Annotated in this window: 26 protein-coding genes, 1 tRNA gene and 1 pseudogene; 17 read left to right on the top strand and 11 right to left on the bottom strand. The window is 65.3% G+C overall.

Translation table 11 applies throughout. The features are described 5' to 3' along the window. Window positions 1-11 precede the first annotated feature (11 nt). The 14 genes from rpsK to ACNR9W_RS13685 all read left to right on the top strand — a co-directional run bounded on the left by rpsK (window position 12) and on the right by ACNR9W_RS13685 (window position 12,667). Complete coding sequence (gene rpsK / locus ACNR9W_RS13750) at window positions 12-401, top strand: 30S ribosomal protein S11 (protein WP_111299691.1); 390 nt, start codon at window positions 12-14, stop codon at window positions 399-401. A 117-nt stretch (window positions 402-518) separates the two neighbouring features. Then, window positions 519-1,535 carry a DNA-directed RNA polymerase subunit alpha gene (locus tag ACNR9W_RS13745; protein WP_111299692.1) on the top strand — a complete coding sequence of 339 codons (1,017 nt, stop codon included), beginning with the start codon at window positions 519-521 and terminating at the stop codon, window positions 1,533-1,535. A 113-nt stretch (window positions 1,536-1,648) separates the two neighbouring features. Further along, window positions 1,649-2,068: a 50S ribosomal protein L17 gene (gene rplQ, locus ACNR9W_RS13740; protein ID WP_111299693.1), complete on the top strand. Its 420-nt coding sequence runs from the start codon at window positions 1,649-1,651 to the stop codon at window positions 2,066-2,068. Window positions 2,069-2,372: 304 nt separating this feature from the next. Continuing rightward, the gene (locus ACNR9W_RS13735; RefSeq protein WP_419271396.1) at window positions 2,373-2,984 is read left to right on the top strand and encodes a helix-turn-helix transcriptional regulator; all 612 of its coding nucleotides are present in this window, start codon (window positions 2,373-2,375) and stop codon (window positions 2,982-2,984) included. A 62-nt stretch (window positions 2,985-3,046) separates the two neighbouring features. Beyond that, a complete protein-coding gene (locus ACNR9W_RS13730; protein ID WP_419271395.1) occupies window positions 3,047-3,637 on the top strand; it encodes an acyl-homoserine-lactone synthase in 591 nt (196 codons plus the stop codon). A 61-nt stretch (window positions 3,638-3,698) separates the two neighbouring features. Next, entirely contained in the window at window positions 3,699-5,015 is a 1,317-nt protein-coding gene (locus ACNR9W_RS13725; RefSeq protein ID WP_419271394.1) for a replication-associated recombination protein A, read from the top strand. Window positions 5,016-5,047: 32 nt separating this feature from the next. Then, on the top strand, window positions 5,048-5,410 hold the full coding sequence (locus tag ACNR9W_RS13720; RefSeq protein WP_419271393.1) for a fluoride efflux transporter FluC: 363 nt from the start codon (window positions 5,048-5,050) through the stop codon (window positions 5,408-5,410). Further along, a complete protein-coding gene (locus ACNR9W_RS13715) occupies window positions 5,407-6,462 on the top strand; it encodes an RluA family pseudouridine synthase (protein ID WP_419271392.1) in 1,056 nt (351 codons plus the stop codon). The genes ACNR9W_RS13720 and ACNR9W_RS13715 overlap by 4 nt, the downstream gene beginning before the upstream one ends. After that, entirely contained in the window at window positions 6,459-7,115 is a 657-nt protein-coding gene (locus ACNR9W_RS13710; protein WP_419271391.1) for an HAD-IA family hydrolase, read from the top strand. Before ACNR9W_RS13715 ends, ACNR9W_RS13710 begins: the two co-directional genes overlap by 4 nt. Further along, entirely contained in the window at window positions 7,112-7,825 is a 714-nt protein-coding gene (locus tag ACNR9W_RS13705) for an ATP12 family chaperone protein (RefSeq protein ID WP_419271390.1), read from the top strand. The genes ACNR9W_RS13710 and ACNR9W_RS13705 overlap by 4 nt, the downstream gene beginning before the upstream one ends. Window positions 7,826-8,000: 175 nt before the next feature. Beyond that, window positions 8,001-9,026 carry an amino acid ABC transporter substrate-binding protein gene (locus tag ACNR9W_RS13700; RefSeq protein ID WP_419271389.1) on the top strand — a complete coding sequence of 342 codons (1,026 nt, stop codon included), beginning with the start codon at window positions 8,001-8,003 and terminating at the stop codon, window positions 9,024-9,026. 128 nt (window positions 9,027-9,154) lie between these two features. Continuing rightward, the gene (locus ACNR9W_RS13695; protein WP_419271388.1) at window positions 9,155-10,411 is read left to right on the top strand and encodes an amino acid ABC transporter permease; all 1,257 of its coding nucleotides are present in this window, start codon (window positions 9,155-9,157) and stop codon (window positions 10,409-10,411) included. Between the two features lies 1 nt (window position 10,412). Further along, entirely contained in the window at window positions 10,413-11,867 is a 1,455-nt protein-coding gene (locus tag ACNR9W_RS13690; protein WP_419271387.1) for an amino acid ABC transporter permease, read from the top strand. Between the two features lie 11 nt (window positions 11,868-11,878). Continuing rightward, window positions 11,879-12,667, top strand: coding sequence for an amino acid ABC transporter ATP-binding protein (locus ACNR9W_RS13685; protein ID WP_419271386.1), 789 nt, complete (start codon window positions 11,879-11,881; stop codon window positions 12,665-12,667). Between the two features lie 54 nt (window positions 12,668-12,721). On the opposite strand, the gene ACNR9W_RS13680 is transcribed toward ACNR9W_RS13685, so the two are convergent. From ACNR9W_RS13680 to rpmH, 10 genes are all read right to left on the bottom strand, one after another. Continuing rightward, window positions 12,722-13,240, bottom strand: coding sequence for a SixA phosphatase family protein (locus tag ACNR9W_RS13680; protein ID WP_419271385.1), 519 nt, complete (start codon window positions 13,238-13,240; stop codon window positions 12,722-12,724). A gap of 95 nt (window positions 13,241-13,335) precedes the next feature. Further along, entirely contained in the window at window positions 13,336-14,235 is a 900-nt protein-coding gene (gene argB / locus ACNR9W_RS13675) for an acetylglutamate kinase (protein ID WP_419271413.1), read from the bottom strand. Between the two features lie 63 nt (window positions 14,236-14,298). Continuing rightward, the gene (gene yihA, locus ACNR9W_RS13670; protein ID WP_419271384.1) at window positions 14,299-14,949 is read right to left on the bottom strand and encodes a ribosome biogenesis GTP-binding protein YihA/YsxC; all 651 of its coding nucleotides are present in this window, start codon (window positions 14,947-14,949) and stop codon (window positions 14,299-14,301) included. Beyond that, on the bottom strand, window positions 14,946-15,707 hold the full coding sequence (locus ACNR9W_RS13665) for an MOSC domain-containing protein (RefSeq protein ID WP_458478504.1): 762 nt from the start codon (window positions 15,705-15,707) through the stop codon (window positions 14,946-14,948). The genes yihA and ACNR9W_RS13665 overlap by 4 nt, the downstream gene beginning before the upstream one ends. After that, window positions 15,704-17,557 carry a membrane protein insertase YidC gene (gene yidC, locus ACNR9W_RS13660; protein WP_419271381.1) on the bottom strand — a complete coding sequence of 618 codons (1,854 nt, stop codon included), beginning with the start codon at window positions 17,555-17,557 and terminating at the stop codon, window positions 15,704-15,706. Before yidC ends, ACNR9W_RS13665 begins: the two co-directional genes overlap by 4 nt. Window positions 17,558-17,793: 236 nt before the next feature. Beyond that, window positions 17,794-19,047 carry an EAL domain-containing protein gene (locus ACNR9W_RS13655; RefSeq protein WP_419271380.1) on the bottom strand — a complete coding sequence of 418 codons (1,254 nt, stop codon included), beginning with the start codon at window positions 19,045-19,047 and terminating at the stop codon, window positions 17,794-17,796. Between the two features lie 100 nt (window positions 19,048-19,147). Beyond that, window positions 19,148-20,026, bottom strand: coding sequence for a tRNA 2-thiocytidine(32) synthetase TtcA (gene ttcA / locus ACNR9W_RS13650; RefSeq protein WP_419271379.1), 879 nt, complete (start codon window positions 20,024-20,026; stop codon window positions 19,148-19,150). Next, window positions 20,010-20,276, bottom strand: coding sequence for a membrane protein insertion efficiency factor YidD (yidD, locus tag ACNR9W_RS13645; protein WP_419271378.1), 267 nt, complete (start codon window positions 20,274-20,276; stop codon window positions 20,010-20,012). Before yidD ends, ttcA begins: the two co-directional genes overlap by 17 nt. Further along, window positions 20,273-20,626 (bottom strand): ribonuclease P protein component, encoded by a 354-nt coding sequence (rnpA, locus tag ACNR9W_RS13640; RefSeq protein ID WP_419271377.1) that lies wholly within the window; start codon window positions 20,624-20,626, stop codon window positions 20,273-20,275. The genes yidD and rnpA overlap by 4 nt, the downstream gene beginning before the upstream one ends. 112 nt (window positions 20,627-20,738) lie before the next feature. After that, window positions 20,739-20,873, bottom strand: coding sequence for a 50S ribosomal protein L34 (gene rpmH / locus ACNR9W_RS13635; protein ID WP_028725980.1), 135 nt, complete (start codon window positions 20,871-20,873; stop codon window positions 20,739-20,741). A gap of 280 nt (window positions 20,874-21,153) precedes the next feature. Between rpmH and ACNR9W_RS13630 the strand changes: the two genes are divergently transcribed. Both ACNR9W_RS13630 and ACNR9W_RS13625 read left to right on the top strand, forming a co-directional pair. Then, window positions 21,154-22,575, top strand: coding sequence for a sensor histidine kinase (locus ACNR9W_RS13630; protein WP_419271376.1), 1,422 nt, complete (start codon window positions 21,154-21,156; stop codon window positions 22,573-22,575). An 80-nt stretch (window positions 22,576-22,655) separates the two neighbouring features. Then, a tRNA-Arg gene (locus tag ACNR9W_RS13625) sits at window positions 22,656-22,732 on the top strand. Window positions 22,733-23,008: 276 nt separating this feature from the next. On the opposite strand, the gene ACNR9W_RS13620 is transcribed toward ACNR9W_RS13625, so the two are convergent. After that, on the bottom strand, window positions 23,009-23,734 hold the full coding sequence (locus tag ACNR9W_RS13620) for a prephenate dehydrogenase/arogenate dehydrogenase family protein (RefSeq protein WP_419271375.1): 726 nt from the start codon (window positions 23,732-23,734) through the stop codon (window positions 23,009-23,011). A gap of 339 nt (window positions 23,735-24,073) precedes the next feature. Between ACNR9W_RS13620 and ACNR9W_RS13615 the strand changes: the two are divergent. Beyond that, window positions 24,074-24,855: pseudogene (locus ACNR9W_RS13615) on the top strand (IS5 family transposase). Window positions 24,856-24,858: the final 3 nt, after the last annotated feature.

Raw genomic sequence — 24,858 nt, 5'->3', positions numbered from 1 at the left:
GGGCAAGCGACATGGCACGTGACAAGACCCGCATGAAGCGCAAGGAACGCAAGAACATCGCCACCGGCGTTGCGCATGTGAATTCCAGCTTCAACAACACCAAAATTCTGATCTCGGACGTCCAGGGCAACGCGATCGCGTGGTCCTCGGCCGGCACCATGGGCTTCAAGGGTTCGCGCAAGTCGACCCCTTACGCCGCCCAGATGGCTGCCGAGGATGCCGCCCGCAAGGCTCAGGAACATGGCGTCCGCACCATCGACGTCGAAGTTCAGGGCCCCGGTTCGGGCCGCGAATCGGCGCTGCGCGCTCTGGCAGCCGCCGGCTTCAACATCACGGCCATCCGTGACGTGACGCCGATCGCCCATAACGGCTGCCGCCCGCCGAAGCGTCGCCGCGTCTGATCCTGGATCATTCTTGACCGGTCCGCGCGGCGATTTCGCGCGGGCCGGACTTTCGCATTTCACCTCGGGCGTTTCCGGCCTTGGTCATGGGTCGGGGACAGGTATGGAGGAAAATCCATGATCCACAAGAATTGGGCCGAACTGATCAAGCCGACCCAGCTGGTCGTCAAGCCGGGCGCCGACGCGACCCGCACCGCGACGCTGGTCGCCGAGCCGCTGGAGCGGGGCTTCGGCCTGACCTTGGGCAACGCGTTGCGCCGCGTGCTGCTGTCGTCGCTGCAGGGCGGCGCCATCACTGCCGTGCAGATCGACAATGTCCTGCACGAGTTCAGCAGCGTTGCCGGGGTCCGCGAGGACGTGACCGACATCGTGCTGAACCTGAAGGGCGTGACCCTGAAGATGGACGTCGAGGGCCCCAAGCGCCTGACGCTGTCCGCCAAGGGTCCGGGCGAGGTCAAGGCCAGCGACATCCAGGAAACCGCCGGCATCACGGTCCTGAACCGCGAGCATGTCATCTGCCATCTGGATGACGGTGCGGAACTGAACATGGAACTGACCGTGCAGACGGGCAAGGGCTATGTCGCCGCGGACAAGAACCGTCCCGAAGATGCGCCCATCGGCCTGATCCCGATCGACGCGATCTTCTCGCCGGTGAAGCGGGTCAGCTATGAAGTCCAGCCCACCCGCGAGGGCCAGGTCCTGGACTATGACAAGCTGACCATGAAGATCGAGACGGACGGTTCGCTGACGCCGGAAGATGCCGTGGCCTATGCCGCGCGCATCGTCCAGGATCAGCTGTCGGTCTTCGTCAACTTCGACGAACCCGAATCGGCCACCCGCCAGGACAGCGACGAGGGTCTGGAATTCGATCCGCGCCTGCTGAAGAAGGTGGACGAGCTGGAACTGTCGGTGCGTTCGGCCAACTGCCTGAAGAACGACAACATCGTCTATATCGGCGATCTGATCCAGAAGACCGAAGCGGAAATGCTGCGGACCCCGAACTTCGGCCGCAAGTCCTTGAACGAGATCAAGGAAGTGCTGTCGGGCATGGGCCTGCACCTGGGCATGGACGTCGTCGACTGGCCGCCGGAGAACATCGAGGACCTGGCCAAGCGGTTCGACGATCAGTTCTGATCTTTCGGCCGGGCGCCTTCGGGCGCCCCGCCAACCTGGGCATTCCGCCCCAAGGAGAGCGGCCCGCACGCATGGGCTGCCGGACAAAGCAAAAGACGTAAAGGAGACACATCATGCGTCACGCCCGTGGCTATCGCCGCCTCAACCGTACCCATGAACACCGCAAGGCGCTGTTCGCCAACATGGCCGGCTCGCTGATCGAGCACGAGCAGATCAAGACGACCCTGCCCAAGGCCAAGGAACTGCGCCCGATCGTCGAGAAGCTGATCACGCTGGCCAAGCGCGGCGATCTGCATGCACGCCGCCAGGCCGATGCGCAGCTGAAGCAGGACATCCACGTCGCCAAGCTGTTCGGCGAGCTGGGCGCCCGCTACAAGGACCGTCAGGGTGGCTATGTCCGCATCCTGAAGGCCGGTTTCCGTTATGGCGACATGGCGCCGATGGCCATCATCGAACTGGTCGACCGCGATCCGTCCGCCAAGGGTGCCGCCGATCGTGCGCGCCTGGAAGCCGAAGCGGCCGCCGAGGAATAATCCCGGCCAGACCGTCCAGATGCAGGGCCCTGCCACGTCGCTCGTGGCAGGGCCCTTTGCGTATCGGGAACCTAAATGCAACTTGATCGGGTTGACGTGGCGGAATGGACAATTCTTCAGCTTCCGCGACGCTGCTCCCATCTGTATCATCGATAGACGGACTGCCCGCCCTTCGGCGGCGATTCCGGGGCGGGAGGCGCATGTATTCGAAAGAAAAATGTCGGTCGTTAACCAACTGGAAACGAAAAGAGGGCAAAGCTACATTCGTCGTTGACCGAAACAATTTCAATTTGTCTAAAAAGCCATGTCATCACGCGCAGACATAAACGCCGGTCTACGAACTCTCGGCAAGATTGCCTTGTCGGGGTATTTCGTCGGGCTGCACATCCGTTTCGCTGCGCCCCTGATGCAATTCCAGACCTATGCCGAGGAATGGTCCGAGTTCTATTCCCAGAACGGCTATGCACTGCGCGATCCGACGATCGCCTGGGGCTTTTCAACGACGGGCGCCTGCAGATGGTCGGCGCTGCCTATTCCTGACCCGTTCAACATCCTCAAGGATGCGGCGGCTCATGGCCTGATCTTCGGGCTGACGGTGTCGCACGGGCCCATCGCGTCCCGGACGATCGCCTCGTTCGCCCGCGGAGATCGCGAATTTACCGATGCCGAGATCCAGGAAATCTCGACCACAGTCTGGCGGCTTCACGAGATGACGGAGCCTCCGGCGAGCCTGACCAAGGCTCAGAAAGAAGCCCTTCGATGCATTGCGGAGGGTGACCGTCATGCAGCAGCGGCTGCCAAGCTTGGCATTACCGAAAGCGCGTTCAAGGCAAGATTGATATCCGTCCGGGAGCGTCTGAAGGCGCGGACGACTGCCGAGGCGCTCCAGAGGGCCAAGGAGTACCGGTTGCTGTAGATGTTGTCGCCCAAGGGGGGCCGCGAGGCGTGGAGGGTGCCCTCACACCCCAGGAGTAGCAAATGCAGACAACCACATTGTCTTTTTCGAACTTACATAACCATGGCGAATTGTTTGCCAATCTGTTCCGCGCCCGCAAGCAGAGCTTCATCATCCAGAAGAACTGGGATCTGCCCGAAGCGGAGGACATGGAATTCGACCAGTACGACACCCCCCAGAGTCGCTGGATCGCCATCCATGACATGGGCGAGGTTCTGGCCGGCATCCGGCTGACCCCCACGATCGCGCGCTGCGGGATCTATTCCTACATGATCCGGGATGCGCAGGAAGGCATCCTGGGAGGCTCGATCCCGCAGGATCTGCTTTATGACAAGGCGCCGGTCGATCCCCATGTCTGGGAGTGCTCGCGGGTCTTCGTCAGCCATTCGATCCCGCAGATGTATCGCCGCAAGGTGCATTTCAAGATGGTCGAGGCGATGACCAGCTCGGCGCGCGACATGGGCGCCACCAAGCTGATCGCGCTGACCGGCGCGAACTGGCCGCGCTGGTACGGGCGCTGCGGGCTGGAGGCCGAGGCCCTGGGTCGCGAACTTTGGATTGACGACGCTAATTTTCAATGCGTGGCCATCGATCTGGCCGGCAAGATGCATTAACCGCAAGCGCCCGTCGAACAGGGCTGTTGCAGATGCCGGGCCGCGCCTAGAATAGGCTGCCATGGCTGATCTTTTCGACACCAACCCGCCACCGAAGCCCCCGTCCGCGACGGGGGTCAGGCCCTTGGCCGACCGCATCAGGCCCGCGCGTCTGTCCGAGGTGATCGGGCAGGGCCGGGTGCTGGGGCCGGATGGGCCCCTGGGCGGCATGCTGGCCTCGGGCAGCCTGTCCTCGCTGATCCTCTGGGGGCCTCCCGGCGTGGGCAAGACCACCATCGCCCGCCTGCTGGCGGACGAGACCGATCTGGCCTTCGTTCAGATCAGCGCGATCTTCACCGGGGTCCCCGAGCTCCGCAAGGTGTTCGACGCGGCCAAGCTACGCCGCCAGCAGGGCCGTGCGACCCTGCTCTTCGTCGATGAGATCCACCGCTTCAACAAGGCGCAGCAGGACAGCTTTCTGCCGCATATGGAGGATGGCACGATCCTGCTGGTCGGTGCCACGACGGAAAATCCGTCCTTCGAACTGAACGCAGCACTTTTGTCCCGCGCCCAGGTGATCGTGCTGGAGCGCCTGTCGCTGGCCGACCTGGAGCTGCTGGCGCAACGGGCCGAGCGCGAACTGGACCGCAAGCTGCCGCTGACCGCCGAGGCCCGCGAGGCACTGCTGGAGATGGCCGACGGGGATGGGCGCGCCGCGCTGAACCTGATCGAGCAGGTCGCCGCCTGGAAGACCGAGGCCAGGATCGACCCCGACATGCTGGCGCAGCGGCTGATGAAGCGCGCGGCAAAATACGACAAGTCGGGGGATGAGCATTACAACCTGATTTCGGCCCTGCACAAGTCGGTGCGCGGCAGCGATCCGGACGCGGCCCTGTACTGGCTGGCGCGGATGCTGGAGGGGGGCGAGGACCCGCGCTATCTGGCGCGCCGCATCACCCGGATGGCGATCGAGGATATCGGGCTGGCGGACCCCGCCGCCGCGCGCCACTGCCTGGATGCCTGGGCGCTTTATGAACGTTTGGGCAGCCCTGAAGGGGAACTGGCCTTGGGGCAGGCCGTCATCTACCTGGCGCTGGCCCCGAAATCCAACGCCGGCTATGCCGCCTACAAGAACGCCCGCGCCGAGGCGCGGCGCACCGGCAGCCTGATGCCCCCCGCACACATCCTGAACGCGCCCACCAAGATGATGAAGGATCAGGGCTATGGCGCGGGCTATGCCTATGACCACGATGCCGAGGACGGGTTCAGCGGCCAGAACTATTTCCCCGACGGGCTGAAGCGCCCTGTCCTTTACACGCCGGTCGAGCGCGGCTTTGAGCGCGAGCTGAAGCGGCGCCTGGACTGGTTCGTGCAGCAGCGGCTGAAGCGCGGCGGTTGACTTTGCGCGACGGCGGCCACACAGACGCGGGCATGATGAACCCCTTTCTTCAGGTCGCCGTCGGCGGCGCCATTGGCGCCACCTGCCGCTATGCGCTGTATCGCGCGCTGCCGCTGGCCTGGCTGGCGACCGGGCTGGTCAATGTGCTGGGCAGCTTTCTGATGGGGCTGCTGGCCGCGCTGCTGACGCATCGGCTGGGGCCCGCTTGGGCGCCCCTGCTGCTGACCGGCGCCTTGGGGGGATTCACCACCTTTTCGGCCTTTTCGCTGGATGTGCTGACGATGTGGGAACGCGGCCAGGGCGCTGGTGCCTTGGCCTATGTGGCGGGATCGGTCCTGCTGTCGCTGGCGGCGGTCACGGCCGGGCTGGCCTTGGGACGAGGAATTTGGGAATGAGCGGCGTGCAGACCATCACGGTCGGCCTGGACGAGGGCGACATGCGCCTCGACCGCTGGCTGAAGAAGCGCTTTCCGCAGCTGACGCAGGGGGCGGTCGAAAAGATGTGCCGCACTGGCCAGTTGCGCGTGGACGGCGGGCGCGCCAAGGCCGCCACCCGGATCGAGACGGGGCAGGAGATCCGCATTCCCCCGCTGCCTGATGCGCAGCCGGCCCAGGAAAGGACGCCGCGCCCGCTTGGCCCCCGGATGCTGGACAGCGATGTCGAGATGATCCAGGCTGCGGTCCTGTGGAAGGACGAGCATATCATCGCCCTGAACAAGCCGCCGGGCCTGCCCAGCCAGGGCGGAAGCGGCCAGGGCAGCCGCCATGTGGACGGGCTGACCGAGGCGCTGATGTTCGGCTTCAAGGACCGGCCCAAGCTGGTGCACCGGCTGGACAAGGACACCTCGGGCGTGCTGCTGCTGGCCCGCACGGACCGGGTGGCGCGCGCGCTGTCCGAGGCGTTCCGGTCGCGCACCACGCGCAAGATCTATTGGGCCGCGGTCGCCGGCGTCCCGCATCCGCGCATGGGCACGATCCGCTATGGCCTGGTCAAGGGCGGCAGCGGCCGGGGCGGCGACAATGAGAAGATGATCGCGGTCCACCCCCGCGACATCGACAAGACCGAAGGCGCCAAGCGCGCCACGACCGACTATGCCGTGCTGGATGCGCTGGCCACGCGGGCCAGCTGGTGCGCGCTGGTGCCGATCACCGGGCGCACCCATCAGCTGCGCGCGCATATGGCAGAACTGGGCCATCCGATCGTGGGCGACGGCAAATACGGCGGCTCGGGTCAGGAGAACCTGGGCGACGGCTGGGGCGCGCAGCTGGGCGGAGAGATCAGCAAGAAGCTGCACCTGCATGCCCGCAGCCTGACCTTCGACCATCCCATCACCAAGAAGCGCATGACCCTGACCGCGCCCCTGCCGGAACACATGCAGCGGACCTGGAAATCGGTGGGCTGGCACGAGAATGACGTGCCCGACGATCCCTTCGCGGAGGTCGAATGAGGCTTGTCGTCTTTGACGTGGATGGCACGCTGGTGGACAGCCAGCACCACATCCACCACGCGATGGGCTTTGCCTTCGAACAGGCGGGGCTGACGCCGCTGCCCAAGGCGCAGGTGCTGACCATCGTCGGGCTGTCCCTGCCGGTGGCCATCGCGCAGCTGGCGCCCGAAGCCGACCTCCCCACGCAGGCGCGGATCGTCGAGGGCTACAAGGACAGCTTCATGAAGGCGCGGCTGAACCAGGCGGCGCCGCTTTATCCCGGCGCGCTGGACTGTCTTGACCGGCTGGCGGGGCGCGATGATCTGTTGTTGGCCATCGCCACGGGCAAGTCGCGGCGGGGCCTGGACGCGATGATCGCCGCGCATCGGCTGGAGGGGCGGTTCCTCAGCCTGCAGACGGCGGACGGGCATCCTTCCAAGCCGCATCCGTCGATGCTGTGGTCGGCCCTGGCCGAGACCGGGGCCGAGGCGGGGCGGGCGGTGATGATCGGCGACACCAGCTTTGACATGCAGATGGCGCGGGCGGCCGGCGTTGCGGGCTTTGGCGTGGCCTGGGGGTATCACCCGGTCGCGGCCCTCTCCGAGGCGGGCGCCGCGCGGATCGTGCCGGATTTCGCGGCATTGACGGAAGCCATTGAGGAGTGGGCGGCATGAGCGAGTGGAAGGCGCGGCGGTTCTGGAAGGCGGTCTCGACCCGGCCGGCGGACGAGGGATGGGAGGTGCGGCTGGACGACCGCCAGCTGCGCACCCCGGGCAAGCAGCCGCTGATCCTGCCGACCGAGGATCTGGCCCAGGCCATTGCCGCGGAATGGCAGGCGCAGGAGGCCGAGATCCTGCCCCACACCATGCCCCTGACCCGCGCGGCCAATTCCGCGATCGAAAAGGTCGCCCCGCAGTTCGAGGCGGTGGCGGACATGCTGACCGAATATGGCGCGACCGACTTGCTGTCCTATCGTGCGACCGAGCCCGAGGTCCTGATCCGGCGGCAGGCCGACAGCTGGGACCCCTTGGTGGACTGGGCTGCCGTCGAGTTGCGGGCGCCGCTGCGGATCACGCATGGGGTGATTCCCGTCGACCAGGACCCGGCCGCGCTGCAGCGGCTGCGCGCCGAGGCCGCGGCCCTGGACCTGTGGGGGCTGACCGCCCTGCATGATCTGGTGACCATTCCCGGATCGCTGGTCCTGGGCCTGGCCGTGATCCGGGGCCGCATCACCGGAGCCGAGGCGCACCGGATCTCTCGCATCGACGAGGAATTCCAGATCGAGCGGTGGGGCGAGGACGAGGAGGCGCGCGAGGCCGCGCAGGGCCGCCTGATGGCGATCGAATGGGCAGAGCGGCTGTGGCATCTGTCGCGTCGCGGTTGAAAGCGCCTTCCGTCGCGGACGCCATCCTTGACGTATGAACATGTATCGGCACAATACCGCCTGTTAGGGCTGCATGATTGCGCTGTCCTATGAGAAAAAACGGGCCGTGAATGCGGTCGGGACCGCGTTCGGTTGACCACGGTCGGCCCACGGACGCTCCAACACAGAGGTAGAAATGAAAAAATCGGTTTTCCTGGGAACGGTGGCCGCTGCGACCATGGTTGCAGGCGCAGGCTTTGCCCAAGAGGGATCCACCCTGGCCCAGGTCAAGGAACGCGGCGAGCTGAACTGCGGCGTGAACACCGGCCTGGTCGGTTTCGCCGCCCCGGATGCGAACGGCAACTGGACCGGCTTTGACGTGGCCTATTGCCGGGCGCTGGCCGCAGCCGTCCTAGGCGATCCGAGCAAGGTCAAGTTCGTGCCCACCACCGGCCAGACGCGCTTTACCGCGCTGTCCTCGGGCGAGGTTGACGTGCTGGCGCGCAACTCGACCTGGACCTATTCGCGCGATACCGACCTCAAGCTGGATTTCGTGGGCGTGAACTATTACGACGGCCAGGGCTTCATGGTGCGTCGCGATCTGGGCGTGACCTCGGCCAAGGAGCTGGAAGGCGCCACGATCTGCATCCAGACCGGCACCACGACCGAGCTGAACCTGGCCGACTATTTCCGCGCCAACAACATGACCTATACGCCCGTCAACATCGACAGCAATGCCGAGGGCGAGCAGCAGTACATGGCCGGCGCCTGCGACGCCTATACGACCGACGCCTCGGGCCTGGCCGCGACCCGGGCGGCCTTTGCCGATCCGGAAAACCACATCATCCTGCCCGAGATCATCTCGAAGGAACCGCTGGGGCCGGCGGTGCGCCATGGCGACAACAACTGGGGCGACATCGCCCGCTGGACGCTGAACGCGCTGATCGCGGCCGAGGAATACGGCGTCACCTCGCGCAACATCGAGGAACTGGTGCGTTCGTCCACCAACCCAGAGGTCCAGCGCCTGCTGGGCACCACGGACGAACTGGGCGCGATGATCGGCCTGGACGCCGAATGGGCCCGCCGCGCGATCCTGGCCAACGGCAACTATGGCGAGATCTTTGCGGCCAATATCGGCGAGCAGACGCCCATCGGCCTGGCCCGCGGCCTGAATGCTCAGTGGACGCAGGGCGGCCTGCTCTACACCCCGCCGTTCCGCTGATCGGCTGACACGAGAGGGACCGGACCCGTGCGGGGCCCGGTCCCGACCCTTCGGGGCGCCACCAACGACAAACCCGCCGGTGAACAAAGCGGCAAAAAGCCGATGGCGGGTGACAGGGGTAAAAGACAATGACGGACGTCTCGGCATCGGCGGGCCCGCCGTTCCGGCTGAGCATGCTGATCAACGATCGGCGCTATCGGTCCCTGACCTTTCAGGTCATCGTGTTCATCCTGGTCATGCTGGGCCTGTGGTGGCTGATCGACAACACGCTGCGCAACCTGGCCCTGATGGGCAAGAGCTTCGACTTCGGCTTCCTGTTCCAGCGCGCGGGCTATGACATCCCGCAGACGCCGATCCCCTATACCTCGGACGACACGCATCTGCGGGCCTCGGTCATAGGGCTGCTGAACACGCTGATCGTGTCGGTGCTGGGCTGCATCGCGGCCACCGTGCTGGGCATCGTCGTGGGCGTGGCGCGCCTGTCGCGGAACTGGCTCTTCGGGCGGCTGATGACCGTCTATGTCGAGATCTTCCGCAACATGCCGCTGCTGCTGTGGATCCTGATCATCTACGCGATCTTCACCGAGATCCTGCCGCCCCCCAACGCCTATCGGGGTGAAAACGCGACGATGTCGATGATCCTGTTCGACAATGTGGCGCTGACCAACCGCTATACCGCGATCCCGACCCTGGGAATGACCAACGATCCCGGCAGCCTGGACCTGGGCGCACGCATCACCTTCAACTGGGCGACCATCGCCTTCGTGGCGGCGCTGGTCGGAGGCTGGCTGCTGCGGCGGATGATCCGCAATCATGCGCAGGCCGTGCAGGATCGCACCGGGGACAGGCCGGTCACCTGGTGGAAAAGCCTGGCCGTGATGGTGCTGCCGTCGCTGTTCCTGATCTGGTATTTCGGCCTGCACCTGGAGCCGCCGGCCCTGCAGGGCTTCAACTTCACCGGCGGGCTGAACGTGTCGAACGGGCTGGTGGCGCTGTGGCTGGCGCTGACGCTGTATACCGCGGCCTTCATCGCCGAGATCGTGCGCGCGGGCATCCTGGCGGTCAGCCGCGGCCAGTCCGAGGCGGCATTCGCCCTGGGCCTGCGCCCGAACCGCACCATGAGCCTGGTGATCCTGCCGCAGGCGCTGCGGGTCATCGTGCCGCCGCTGATCTCGCAATACCTGAACCTGACCAAGAACAGTTCGCTTGCGATCGCGGTGGGCTACATGGACCTGCGCGGCACGCTTGGCGGCACCACGCTGAACCAGACCGGCCGCGAACTGGAGGCGATCGTGCTGATGATGCTGACCTATCTGGCGGTCAGCCTGATCATCTCGGCGGGGATGAACGTCTTCAATGCCCGCGTCAAATTGAAGGAGCGGTGAGATGAGCGACACCCACGCCCAGACCGTCCCCTTCGTGCGCGACACGATGCTGCCCGCGGCACCACCGCCCGCGCGCGAATCGGGCGCGGTCAAATGGCTGCGCGAAAACCTGTTCGCAGGGCCGGTGAACACGGTCCTGACCATCCTGGGCATCCTGATCATCTGGTTCCTGGTGGCGACCTTCTGGGACTGGTTCGCCCATTCCGTCTGGAACGCCTCCAGCCTGACCGAATGCCGACAGATCATCGCCGCCACCTGGGGCGAGGGCGCGCGCGGCGCCTGCTTTGCCGTCATCCGCGAGCGCTGGAACCAGTATGTCTTCGGCTTCTATCCGCAGACGCTCTACTGGCGGCCGACCATGGCCTTTGGCCTGCTGATGGTGGCGCTGGCTCCGGTGCTGTTTTCGGCCGCGCTGGCCATCCGGCGGGTGGTGCTGGCGATCACTGCCATAGCCACGCTACTGTGCATGGCGGTGCTGGGCGCGCCTGTGGGCTGGCTGGTCTTTGCAGCCCTGGTGCTGGCCGGCGGCCTTCTGGCGTCGGAACGCAACATCGCATGGTTGCTGCCGTTCTCGTTGATCTATCCGCTCTTGGGCGTCTGGTTCCTGTGGGGCGGCAGCCTCTGGGGGCCGATCTTCGTTCTGGTCGGGCCGGTGCTGGGCTGGCTGGCCTGGCGGCTGCTGGTGCGCATCTCGCCGCTGCTGGCGACGGTGGGGGCGATCCTGGTGACGGTGCTGTTCTGGCTGTTCCTGGCCGGCAACGCGGCCCAGGATGCCCAGGCCATGTTGCCCCTGTCGATCGAGGCGGTCCGGTCGGACCGGTTCGGCGGCTTTCTTCTGTCGATCACCATCGGCGTGGCCGGGATCGCGCTGTCGCTGCCCCTGGGGATCGTGCTGGCGCTGGCGCGGCGGTCGGACATGTTCCTGATCAAGTCGCTGGCGGTGATCTTCATCGAGTTCATCCGCGGCGTGCCCCTGATCACGCTGCTGTTCGTGGCCTCGCTGCTGCTGAACTATTTCCTGCCGCCGGGGACCAGCTTCGACATCATCCTGCGGGTCATCATCATGGTGACGCTGTTCGCCGCCGCCTATATGGCCGAGGTGATCCGCGGCGGCCTGGCCGCCCTGCCAAAGGGCCAGTACGAGGCCGCCGACGCCCTGGGTCTGGACTACTGGAAGGCGCAGCGGCTGATCGTGCTGCCGCAGGCGCTCAAGATCAGCATTCCGGGGATCGTCTCGACCTTCATCGGGATGTTCAAGGACACGACGCTGGTGACCTTTGTCGGTCTCTACGATCCGCTGAAATCCATGTCGGACGCGGTGCGGGCCAATATCGAATGGAAGGGCATCTACTGGGAGCCGTTCATCTTTGTCGGCGCCATCTTCTTTCTCATCTGCTTCGGCATGTCGCGATACTCGATGTATCTGGAACGCCGCCTGCAGCGTGACCACAGGTAAGGACCCGGGCCATGAACGAACCGATCAACCGCCAGATCGACCGCAGCCAGATGACGATCAGCGACGAGATCGCCATCGACATCCGCAACATGAACAAGTGGTACGGGTCCTTTCACGTGCTGCGCGACATCGACCTGACCGTCCACCGGGGCGAGCGGATCGTCATCGCCGGCCCCTCGGGGTCCGGGAAATCGACGCTGATCCGCTGCATCAACAGGCTGGAGGAGCATCAGGCCGGCCATATCGTCGTGGACGGGGTCGAGCTGAGCAGCGACATCAAGAACATCGACAAGGTCCGGTCCGAGGTCGGGATGGTGTTCCAGCACTTCAACCTGTTCCCGCACCTGACCGTGCTGGAGAACTGCACCCTGGCGCCCATCTGGGTGCGTAAGGTGCCCCGCAAGCAGGCCGAGGCGACGGCGATGCGGTTCTTGGAAAAGGTCAAGATCCCCGAACAGGCCGACAAGTATCCCGGCCAGCTGTCGGGGGGCCAGCAGCAGCGCGTGGCCATCGCCCGGTCGCTGTGCATGCAGCCGCGCATCATGCTGTTCGACGAACCGACCAGCGCGCTGGACCCCGAGATGATCAAGGAGGTCCTGGACACGATGATCGAGCTGGCCGAAGAGGGGATGACCATGATCTGCGTCACCCACGAGATGGGCTTTGCGCAGGCCGTGGCGAACCGGGTGATCTTTATGGACCAGGGCCAGATCGTCGAGCAGAACAACCCGACCGACTTCTTCAACAACCCGAAATCCGAACGGACCAAGCTGTTCCTCAGCCAGATCCTGGGCCACTGAACCGCAAGGGCCGGGCAGCATCGCCCGGCCCCCTTGCCTGGTCCCTCGGTCGGATCAGACGCGGCCGTCCAGCCGGATGAAGTCCATGACGCTGCCCTGACCGGGCTGGACATCGTTCCAGCTGTCGATCTGGAAGTCCACGACCAGCGTCGCGGCCGTGGGATAACGGCGGAAGTCCGGGTCCATGGGCGCCCGGGCCGGTAGCATGGCCGCGAATTCCGAGATGCCCGGGTTGTGGCCCAGCATCATCACCGTCGGCTGCGTCGCCGTCTTCAGCACGGCCAGCATCCGGTCGGGTCCGGCCTGGTACAGGGACGGCTCGATCCTGATCATCGGGCGCACCTCCAGCGGCGCGCCGGCCAGCATGGCCCAGGTTTCCTGCGTGCGCGCGGCCGAGGAGCACAGAACCTCCTCGGGCTCATAGCCGCGGCTGGCCAGCCAGTCGCCCAAGGCGCGCGCCGAGCGGCGGCCGCGGTCGTTCAGGGGGCGGTCATGATCGTCAAGCGCGGGATCATCCCAGGCCGATTTCGCATGGCGCGTCAGGATCAGGCGTCGGTGTCCATTGGGAGTCATGTTGTGCTGCCTCTTGCCATGCCGTCAGTTCCGGCAGCCTGCCACAGCCTCTGTCGCCCCCGCAAGCACATCGCTTGGCGGGGCCGCCGGCGGAGTCAGAGCCCCGGATCGCCCTGGCGCAGCCCGCGGGGCTTGACCCGGGGTTCGGTCGTGCGGATCAGCGAGCCAGCGCCATGCTCGGTGAACAGCTCCAGCAGGCAGGCATTGGGCACGCGTCCGTCCAGGATCACCACGGCGCGCACGCCATCATCCAGCGCGTTCAGCGCAGTTTCGGTCTTGGGGATCATGCCGCCGGCGATCTGGCCGTCGGCGATCATGCCGCGCACCTGGTCGGGGGTAAGCTGCGTGACGACCTGGCCCGAGGCATCCTTGACCCCTGCCACGTCGGTCAGCAGCAGGAGCCGATCGGCCTTCAGCGCGCCGGCGATGGCGCCGGCGGCGGTGTCGCCGTTGACGTTGAAGGTCTCGTTGTCCTCCATGCCCGTCGCGACGGGGGCGATGACCGGGATCATGCCGGCGCCATAGAGGTCGCGGATGATCTGGACGTTCATCTCGACCGGGCGGCCGACAAAGCCCAGTTCGGGATCGTCCGCCTCGCAGACCATCATGTCGTCATCCTTGCCCGAGATGCCGACCGCGCGGCCGCCCGCGTCGTTGATCGCCTGGACGATGCGCTTGTTGACCAGACCCGACAGCACCATCTCGACCACCTCGACGGTCTCCTTGGTGGTCACGCGCTTGCCGCGCACAAAGCGGCTCTCGATTCCCAGGCGGCCCAGCAGGTCGTTGATCATCGGGCCGCCGCCGTGGCAGACGACCGGGTTCATGCCGACCTGCTTCATCAGCACGATGTCGCGGGCGAATTCCGCCATCGCCTCGTCGTCGCCCATCGCGTTGCCGCCGAACTTGACCACGACGACGGCGCCGGAATAGCGCTGCAGATAGGGCAGAGCCTCGGATAGCGTGCGCGCGGTGGCGATCCAGTCACGGTTCATGGTCTGTGTTCTCATCCTCAAGGCCCCTGTCTGACGGGGCGGACCCTAGGACGCGGGCGCCGATCAGTCCAGCCCGGCGATGATGGCGCGCAACGTGGCGATGCCGTGACCCTTTTCCGAGCTTGTCACGACCAATTCGGGGAAGGCGGCGGGATGCTTTTGCAATTCGCCCGCGACCTGTTCCAGCACCGGCTTCAGCGCGTTCGGGCCCAGCTTGTCGGTCTTGGTCATCACGACCTGGAAGGGCACCGCCGACCGGTCCAGCAGGGACATGATCTCATGATCGACATCCTTCACGCCGTGGCGCGAATCGATCAGGCAGAAGGCCCGGCGCAGCGTCTGCCGCCCAGCCAGATAGGATTTCAGCAGCGCCTGCCATTTCGCGACCACCGCGACCGGGGCCTTGGCAAAGCCATAGCCTGGAAGGTCGACCAGATAGCTGTGTTCGCCCAGGGCGAAATAGTTGATCTCCTGCGTGCGCCCCGGCGTGTTCGAGGCGCGGGCGATGCCCTTGCGCCCGGTCAGCGCGTTGATCAGGCTGGACTTGCCCACGTTCGAACGGCCCGCGAAACAGACTTCGGGGCGGTCCGCCGGGGGCAGGCCGTCCATGTGGACGACGCCCTTGACGAAATCGACCGGCCCCGCGAACAGCAGGCGCGCGGCCTCGGAGGTCGCGGCATCGGGTTCGGGAGCGACGGGAAAGGAGACTTTCATAGCGTGACCTGATCCTGAAGGCGGATCGGTCCGCCGGTGACGACCTCGGCAAAGACGCCGAAATCGGTGTGTCCGTAAAGACGGTCCAGCGTCCGGACCATGTCGATGTCGATCTGCCCGGTCGCAGTGTCGGCGCTGGTGGCATCGCAGCGGCCGATCTGGTCGGTGACGCGCAGCTCGACCGGCCCGATGCGGATGACATGGCCCACAAGATCGCGTTCGGCGAAAGGAGCCAGACCGTCGATCCACAGGTTGCCGCGCCAGCGATGGATCCCAAGCGCCTGTCCCGTCCGCGCCTCCAGCTCGGCCAGGCTGGACAGCGAGAGGATCGAGATCCAGGGCCATTTCTGGTCGGTCCAGATCCCCACCCCGCGCACAAGGCGCGTGGGCGCCGGGGCCTCTGCCGGCCACAGCGGGCGCAGCCAGTCGATCAGGCGCGGCCCTTCGGTGACAGGATCCAGCGTGATCTCGCCCTGGCGCGGATGGGACAGGGTGAGCAGGTCGCCCTGCCATCCCCCCGTCACCGCCTGAAGATCAGCCGAGGCGACACCGCGCAGGAAACAGGACTTGGGCAGCCAGCGGTCCGGCTGGCCTTGGGTTTCGCTGGCCGTGGCCAGACGTTCGCCGCTCTCGGTCAGCACCGCCCATTCGCGGTCGCCGGGCAGGCGGCGCGCCGCCTGCAGCGTGATCGTCTCCAGCCCCTCGCCACCGACCGACTTGATCGGGTGCTGGCGGATCAGGGCCAGATGCGCCGTCACTTTCCGGCGCCGTTGGTCTTGGTGCCCTTGCCGCGGCGGGGCAGCGAGGACTTGATATTGCCGAACATGTCGGGCCGGTGCCCGTGCATGGTCATGATCGTGTATTGCTGCAGGATCGTGATGAGGTTGTTGGTGATCCAGTAGAGCACCAGCCCCGAGGCGAAGCCCCCGAGCATGAACATGAAGATCCAAGGCATCCAGGCAAAGATCATCTTCTGCGTCGGATCGGCGGGGGCCGGGTTCAGCTTTTGCTGCATCCACATGCTGATGCCCAGAAGGATCGCCAGCGCCGGCAGCGACAGCGAGTGCAGCAGCGTTCCCTGCGCCGGCGCCGCATAGGGCAGCAGGCCGAACAGGTTCAGCAGGCTGGAGGGATCGGGCGCGGACAGGTCCTGAACCCAGCCGATCCAGGGCGCATGCCGCAGTTCGATCGTAACGAAGATCACCTTGTAGAGCGAGAAGAAGATCGGCACCTGCAGCAGGATCGGCAGACAGCCGGCCGCCGGATTGACCTTTTCGCGCTTGTAGAGCTCCATCACCTCTTTCTGGAACTTCATGCGGTCGTCGCCGGTGCGCTGCTTCAGCTCCTCCATCTGCGGCTGCAGTTCCTTCATCTTCGCCATCGAGATGTAGGACTTGCGGGCCAGCGGGAAGACCAGCGTCTTCAGGACGAAGGTCAGCGCGATGATCGCCCAGCCCATGTTGCCGATGATGCCGTGCAGCCAGTGCAGCAGGCGGAAGATCGGCTTGGTCAGGAAATAGAACCAGCCCCAGTCGATCGAATCGACGAAACGCTGGATGCCGGGGTTTTCCTCGTAGCTGCGGACGACCTCCCAGACCTTCGCGCCGGCGAACAGGTAGCTGTCGGCCGAGAGCTGCGTGCCCGGCTGGACCGTCTGCATCGGGAAACGGGCCTCGGTCTGGTAGATGTCGGCGCCTTCGGCATATTTGACGACCGCGGTGAAGGCCTGACCGGGAGCGGGGGCCAGGGTGGTCATCCAGTACTTGTCGGTGAAGCCGATCCAGCCGTTGCTGGAAACCTCGTAGACCTGGGCGCGGCCCTCGCGCTCGATCGGGTCAAGCTCGGCGATGGCCTTGTACTTCTGTTCGATCAGCGTGCCGTCATGCATGCCCACGACGCCCTCGTGCAGCACGAAGTAGTTCTGCGTGTCAGGCCGGCCATGGCGGGCGATGATGCCGTAGGGCGCGGCCGAAAAGGCCGCATCGCCGTCGTTCTGCAGGCTTTGCGACACGGTGAACAGATAGTTGTCGTCCAGCGCGAAGGTGCGGCGGAAGATCTGGCCGGCGCCGTTGTCCCATGCCAGCGTGACCGGCTGGCCGGGGGCCAGCGTGTCGCCCGACTCCAGCGTCCAGACGGTGGCAGGGTTCGGGACCAGGGCTGCGTCGATGCCGGGGCCGGGGGTCCAGCCATAGACCGCGTAATAGGGCTTGGTGCCGGCGGCGGCGACGCTGTCATCCGCGGTGGCCGAAGAGGGCGAGAGCAGGCGCACGTCGGGCGAGCCGGCCTCCATGGTTTCCTGGTAGCGGGTCAGCATCAGGTCGTCGATGCGGCCGCCGGCCAGCGAGATCGAGCCCGTGACCGCTGGCGACTGGATCGCCACGCGGCCGATCGCCTCGGTGGCCGGCGCGTCGGGCAGGGTGCCGAGGTCCGCGGGCGCGGCGGCGACGCCGTCAGCCGTCAGCGGCTGGTCGCTGATCGTCTGCTCTGCCAAGGGCTGGCCCGAGGGCTGGTCTGACACCGGCTCGGGAGCGAAGACGGTGTACCAGACCAGGATCACCAGGAACGACAGGACTGTCGCCAGGATCAAATTGCGGTTGTTGTCTTCCATCTTCCGTCACCACCGTCATCGCGTCAGTCGCGCCGGTTCAACAGAAGGGACCCCGAAAGGTCAAGCGGATTTGGGGCGCAGGCCATCTTCCCAAGGGAAAATCGGGCCTTTGCCGGCCTGGTCGGGCGCAGATGCGCCGACCTGTCGCAAGGTGTCGGGTCACTGCGCGAGGGTTCGGCCCGGAAACAGCTTGGCCAGGCCCGCGCCCCGCAGGCGCACGGTGGAGTGGGCGCAGCTCAGCCAAGCCGCGCGATTCCGGGTAGGCTGGCGGTGCTTTTGCCGTTGGCCGCCAGGAACTCCAGCGTCCGGGGCAGGGGCATCGGCTTGGCAATGGCGTAGCCCTGGACTTCGTCGCAGCCCATCTGCGCCAGGAAGGAATATTCCTCTCGCGTCTCCACGCCTTCGGCCAGCGCGGCGATGCCCAGACGCTCGGCCAGGGCCATGATCGCTAGGATCATCCGCTGCTGGCCCTCGTCGATGTCGCAGGCGGTCACGAAGCTTCGGTCGATCTTGATCCGGTGGATGCCGAACTGCCGGATCGCATCCAGGCTGGCATAGCCCGTCCCGAAGTCGTCCAGGTCGATCCGACAGCCGGCCTTTGCCAGCTTGCCGAGGTTGGTCCGCGTTTCGGCATTGCAGGTCACGGGACCGACGCTTTCCAGCACCTCGACCACCAGGCGGGCCGGGGGAATGTCGTGGCGGTCCAGTTCCCAGAGCAGGCAATCGGCAAAGCCCCGGTCCGACAGTTCCGAATTTGCGATATTGATCGAGACGGTGGGCACGTCATAGCCGGCCCGGTCCCATTCCTTCAGCGCCGCCATGGATCGGGCCAGCATGCACATGGTCAGGTTGATGTGGTCGGCCCCGGACATCTGGGGCATGAAGGCCCCGGGCAACAGCAGCCCGCGTTGCGGATGCGCCCAACGGGCCAAGGCCTCGAAGCCGGTGATCCGGCCCGTATGGCAGCAGAGCTGGGGCTGGAACCAGGCCTGGATCTGGCCGGCCTCGATCGCCTCGCTGACGGTGGCGGCCAGGCCCGCGCCGCCCAGCCTGGGATCATGAGGGTAGGGGTTCAGCTGGCCCAGCTTCCGCTCCTCCAGCATCTGCAGGCGCTGGCGGCCGTTCTCGATCTGGGAGGGGACCGTCGGCAGGTCCGGCGCCTCGGCATGGATCAGCACGCCGGTCAGGATCGGGGTCACCGACTGCCCCGCCAGCGCAACGGGCGCCTGGCCCTGCTGGTGCAGCCTGCGCGCCACCTGCATCGCGTCGCGGTCGTTGCGGTTGCGCAGCACCAGAGCGAACAGGCCCGGCGCCAGCACCTGGACGGGATCATAGGGCCTGACCGCCCGGCCGAGGGTCATCGACAGCTGAACCAGAAGATGGCTCATGGCGGTCTTGTCCAGCTGGCGGCCCAAAAGCTCGGTATTCTCCAGCCGAAGCAAGAGAACGGTGCGGGACTGGTCGCCGCTCTCCTGCGGAGTGCCCAGCAACTTGCGGAACGGCGAAAGCAAACGATTAACACTCATGGACATGCCGGGCCTTTCACGGAATCACCGGAAACCGGTCTAGCCCAAAATGCTTTGTGTCCGGTTAATCAGACCCGTGCAGGATCGGGGGCTGCTGCACGCCTGGGGGATCGCCCGCCGGGAAAAGCGAGGTGAAGTCGAACAGCGCCGGGTCCAGGAGATGCGAAGGGCGGACGTTCATCAGCGCCCGGAACATCACCTGCCGGCGGCCGGGGCTGCGCGCCTCCCATTCGTCCAGCATCCGCTTGACCTGCACGCGTTGCAGGCCTTCCTGGCTGCCGCAGAGGTCGCAGGGGATGATCGGATAGTTCATTGCCCTGGAAAATTTCTCGCAGTCGGCTTCCGAGACATAGGCCAGCGGGCGCAGCACCGTCAGGTCGCCCTCCTCGTTCAGCAGCTTGGGCGGCATCGTCGCCAGCCGGCCACCGTGAAAAAGGTTCATAAAGAAGGTTTCCAGCATGTCGTCACGATGATGCCCCAGCACCACGGCCGAACAGCCCTCCTCGCGCGCGATGCGATAAAGGTTGCCGCGCCGCAGCCGCGAACACAGCGCACAATAGGTGCGCCCCGCCGGGACCTTCTCCTTCACGATGGAATAGGTGTCCTGATATTCGATCCGGTGCGGCACACCGCGCGCCTTGAGGAATTCGGGCAGGACGGTCGCGGGAAAGTTGGGCTGCCCCTGGTCCAGGTTGCAGGCCAGCAGATCCACGGGCAGCAGGCCGCGCCATTGCAGCTCGTGCAGGACCGCCAGCAGCGCATAGCTGTCCTTGCCCCCTGACAGGCAGACCAGCCAGCGGTCGCCGGGGCGGATCATGCCGTAATCCTCGATCGCGGCGCGGGTGTCGCGGACCAGGCGCTTGCGCAGCTTGCGGAATTCCGTTCCGGACGGGGCGCCGGCGAACAGCGGATGGATCTCGGTGTCGTCAGCGTCGTCCAGCATCGCAGGCGTCCTTGTCATGTTGCGGGTCCGCGCCCGGCACGGGGTCATAGCCGTGCCCGCCCCAGGGGTGGCAGCGCCCGATCCGCCGCAGGGTCATCAGGCCGCCGCGCCACGCGCCGTGACGCTCCAGCGCCTCCAGCGCAAAGGCCGAGCAGGTTGGCTGAAAGCGGCAGCCGTGCCCGACCCAAGGGCTGGCGACCAGGCGATAGGCGCGCACCGGCAGGGCGGCCAGGCGGGCCAGCGGGGTCATTGATGGATCTTGGTCATGGCGCGGGCAAAGTCGTCGCGCAGGTCGTCGAAGCCGCGGGCGATCGTGGCCTCGGGGCGCCCGATCAGGACATAGTCCCAACCTTCCCGGCCCAGGGTCGGCAGGCCAAGCCGCGCCACCTCGCGCAGGCGACGCTTGGCCCGGTTGCGCGCGACCGCGTTGCCGATCTTCTTCGAGCAGGTGAAGCCGATCCGTGCCGGGCCGTCGTCGTCCCGCCGGCGGGCCTGCAGCAGAAAGCCCGGCATCCCCTGGCGCAGCGCCCGCGCCGCCGCCAGGAAATCGGCACGCTGGCGCAGCACCGGCGGCATGGGGAACCGGGTGTCGGAGGGCATGCGAAATGCCGCCGAGCCGGCATCCTGGGGCTGATCTTCAGCAGGACGGGGCAGAGGCGGCATGTCGAAAGCCTTCATGTGGCGGCCGTGGCCGCCGGCTCGATCGAGGCGATCAGGCCGACAGGCGCTTGCGGCCCTTGGCGCGGCGGGCGTTCAGGACGCGACGGCCACCCTTGGTGGCCATGCGGGCGCGAAAGCCGTGACGGCGCGCACGAACGAGGTTCGAAGGTTGGAAGGTGCGCTTCATGGTCAGTCTCCGGGTCGTAGCTTGCCAGTGGCAATGTCTTGCGGGTGGCGTCCGACCGGGGCAAGGTAGCACAAAGCTGCCCTGCGCGACGGCGCCGGTTGTTCGAAGCCCGCTGGATAGTGGACCTGTCCGCCCGCGTCAACCATGCAAACCCCGCAAAGCGTCGGTTAACCCTGTTCTCATGTTACGGGGAACCGTGCATAGATCACATTCGTTTGATGACCAATCCGTTCCTTGCTTGGCTGACAACCGGCGCCGGCGCCCCCATAACCCGGACAAGATGCGACTGAACACGATCTCCGGCCGATTCGCTGCCTTGACGACGATGTTCGTCCTGTTGGCCGAATTGTTCATCCTGCTGCCGTCACTGGCAGGCTTTCGGCTGGATTTCCTCGAGTCGCGGCTGGAGCGGGCACAGATCGCCAGCCTGGCGCTGCTGGCGACCGACGATTCGCTGGCGCTGGACCTGGAATCCGAGCTGCTGCAGAACGCCGGCGTCTTCAACGTCGTCCTGCGGCGCAACGACATCCGCCAGCTGGTCCTGTCCTCTCCCATCCCGGGACCCATCGCCGCCACCCATGACCTGCGGTCCGAAGGCGTGCTGCAGACCATTGACGATTCCCTGGGCGTGCTCGCCGATTCGGAGAACCGGGTCATCCGGGTGATCGGCTCTCCGGTGAACCAGGCCGGTCAGCTGATCGAGATCACGATGGAGACCGCGCCCCTGCGGGCCGCGATGATCGACTATGGCCTGCGGCTGCTGGCGGTGTCGGCGACCTTTTCGATCCTGACGGCGGTGCTGCTGTTCCTGGCGGCGCAGCGTCTGATCCTGGTGCCGATCCGCCGCGTGATCAGCCACATGTCGGCCTATGCCAGCGCGCCCGAAGATGCGCGCCACATCATCATCCCTGACGCCCGTCTGGCCGAACTGCGCGAGGCCGAGACCGCGTTGCAATCCATGCAGCAGACCGTCACCTCGTCCCTGAAGCAAAAGGAACGGATGGCGCAGCTGGGGCAGGCCGTCGCGAAGATCAGCCATGACCTGCGCAACATCCTGACCACCGCCCAGATCTTTGCCGACCGGCTGGAAGACAGCGCCGACCCCAAGGTGCGCCGCGCGGCGCCCAAGCTGGTGAATTCGATCACCCGCGCGGTGAACCTGTGCGAAACCACCTTGGCCTTCGGCAAGGCCGAGGAGCCGGCACCGACGCTGTCGCGCTTCAACCTGGCGCAACTGGCCGCCGAGGTGGTCGAGGCCGAGATGCTGGCCGGCGAATCTGCGGGACAGGTCGAGTTCCTGACCGACATCCCGGCCAGCCTGATGATCCGGGCGGATCGCGACCAGCTTTACCGCGTGCTGGCCAACCTGGCCCGCAACGCCCGCCAGGCCATCGAAGGCAGCGGCCAGCCCGGCATGGTCGAGATCGGCGCGGGCGAGGGAGACTCCGACTGGTGGATCAAGGTCTGCGATTCCGGTCCGGGCCTGCCGGACAAGGCGCGGGAATATCTGTTCCAGCCCTTCACCGGCAGCACGCGGCGCGGCGGCACCGGCCTGGGCTTGACCATCGCCGCCGACCTGGTGCGCGGCCATGGCGGCCGCCTGGACCTGCTGCGCAGCGACGGCGAGGGCAGCCAGTTCTGCATCCAGATCCCCCGCGGCATGGCCGGCCTTCCCGTCCGCCATGAAGCGGCTGCGCGCTAAGGGCTGCAAAAGAGTTTCACCTTTTTGTCGTTTTCGCTCTTGCATCCCCCCAGCCCGAACGTTAATCCCCGCCTCATGTTGCACCCGTAGCTCAGCTGGATAGAGCACCAGACTACGAATCTGGGGGTCGGGCGTTCGAATCGCTCCGGGTGCACCATTTTCCACATTGTGAACACCAAGCAAAACTGCCTTTCGCGTCACGGTTTTGCCTTTTAGGTGGTCCCACATCTCCGCCCGGATGGCAGGCGGAAAAACGAAATGAAAAATCGTCAGCGGTGCCAGAGCGAAGCGGAGGCCGGCTGTCCGCTGGATCAGCGATCGCGGCACCCGCGATCACCATATCTCTGAAAAAGCAGCCTCTCGACTGCCCGGCAGCATTGAGGCGAAGAGCCCAAAGCTGACCGTCGTGATGAAGGTTATTTCAGGCAAACGCTCAGCTGGCCACTCCCCCTAAGCCGCGTATTAGCTTCGAACGCACTTCCTCCATGTAGGGGTTGCGTCTCGTGATGGTTTCGAACAATTCTGGGGAGTCGTGTGCGACCATCTCTATGGCTTCACAGAGCAAGTCATGGCTTCGCGTTCGAATGAGCGGCGGTCCCTTAAGGGACAAGACGGCCCGCGCAATGAGGTGCATGAGCCCTTGGGACAGGGCGGCTTGGCGGTCATGCTCCTCGGCGTTCATGACCGATACAGTCAGCTGAAGCTTCCGGAGGCCCTTGGCGATCTTGCGCCACGTCATCCCTCTAAGTGGACAAAGAACAACCTGTAGCCCCTCAATTCCGTTCGCTGCGCTTGCTGGACCAAACATTGGATGACAGGCGATGATTTCGACATCCGGTGGCAGCAATTCCTGCATCAAGCGAGCGGGCTCTTCTTTCACGGAGCAAACGTCTATGACCACCTGACCTGCACCGAGATGCGGCCCGATCTCCACAAGGCAGTCCTTCAGCCCTTGCAGTGGCACGGCCATGATCACGATACCGCTGCAAATCTCCCTCGGATGGCTGACCAGTTGGAAGTCAGTTCCTTCGACCTCCGCGATGACGTCCGGTCTCCGGTCGTAGATGAAGATGGAGCCCATTGGTGCCAGCAATTGGGCGAGCAATTTCCCAAAGGCACCAAAGCCGACAATTGTGAAGCTGGAAGAAGCAAGATGCATGAACCTGATCCAAGGTTGGAGTCAGAGGCTACACAACTATCATGGGGAACCGCTGACATGTTGCAGCGGTGATACGTAAACGCTCCGCTACCTAAGGCAGCGGGTAATAGAGCGTTGAAAGGGCGATCGTCATCGTAAGCATGGCATTTCTCTAGAAGAGATGGATCTGCCTCGTCAAGGTCTGCTCCGTCCCGCATAGCTGCCGCTCACTCGTCGCTGCGGTGTGTCTGCTATTGCGGGACTTTCCTGCCGTTCGCTGCACCTGCAGCTTAGGCCGCGTTGACAAAAGGGATTCCGGTTCGCTGACAGCTATGATTCAAGCTCACCTCTGCGTTGGAGGTGAACTCGGCTCGCAACCTGATGTCGGATGACGAGTGGGCATTCTTTGAGGGCTTCATCCGGGGTGTCCGGCATGCGAACGGACGAAAGCCTGTCGATAATCGTCTTGTTTTGGAAGGTGTTTTCTGAATCGCACGAACTGGTGCGCCTTGGCGGGATCTGCCCGAGGAGTTCGGCAAGTGGTTCTCGGTCTATCGCCAGTTCCGACGCTGGACGCTGGCCGGGCTGTGGGAAGATGTCCTGGACGCGCTGAACCATGCCGGGTTCGTCCCGGACAAGCTCCAGATGATCGACAGCACAGTCATCAGGGCCCGCCATCATGCGGCCGGCGCAAAAGGGGGGCTTCGAAAGAGGCTCTTGGCCGTTCAAGAGGTGGTTTTTCGACCAAGATCCACCTCCGCGTCAACAGCGCTGGCCTCCCTATGAGGACCGAGATCACGCCGGGTCAGGATTCAGACTATGCCGGCTATGATCTGGTGATGGCCGACAACCTGCCGTCGCCTGCTGTTTTGGTGGCTGACAGAGGCTACGACTCTGACAAAATCCGAGAAGATGTTGAGAAACGCGACGCCGTCTCGATGATCCCGATGCGCAAGAACCGCAAGGTCCGAAAGACCGTGGAGATGACCCTCTACACCCTGCGCAACATGGTCGAACGCTGCTTCAACAAGCTGAAGAACACCCGCAGGCTCGCGACACGTTACGACAAAACCGCAAGCAGCTTTCTTGGCTTCATTGACATCGCCTGTGTCAGAAAGGGGCTCCGCTATTTGTCAACATGACCT

Source organism: Paracoccus sp. T5, from assembly GCF_048538155.2.
Lineage (GTDB): Bacteria > Pseudomonadota > Alphaproteobacteria > Rhodobacterales > Rhodobacteraceae > Paracoccus.
The sequence above is the reverse complement of the archived record's forward strand: the minus strand, read 5'-3'. Positions and strand labels throughout refer to the sequence as shown.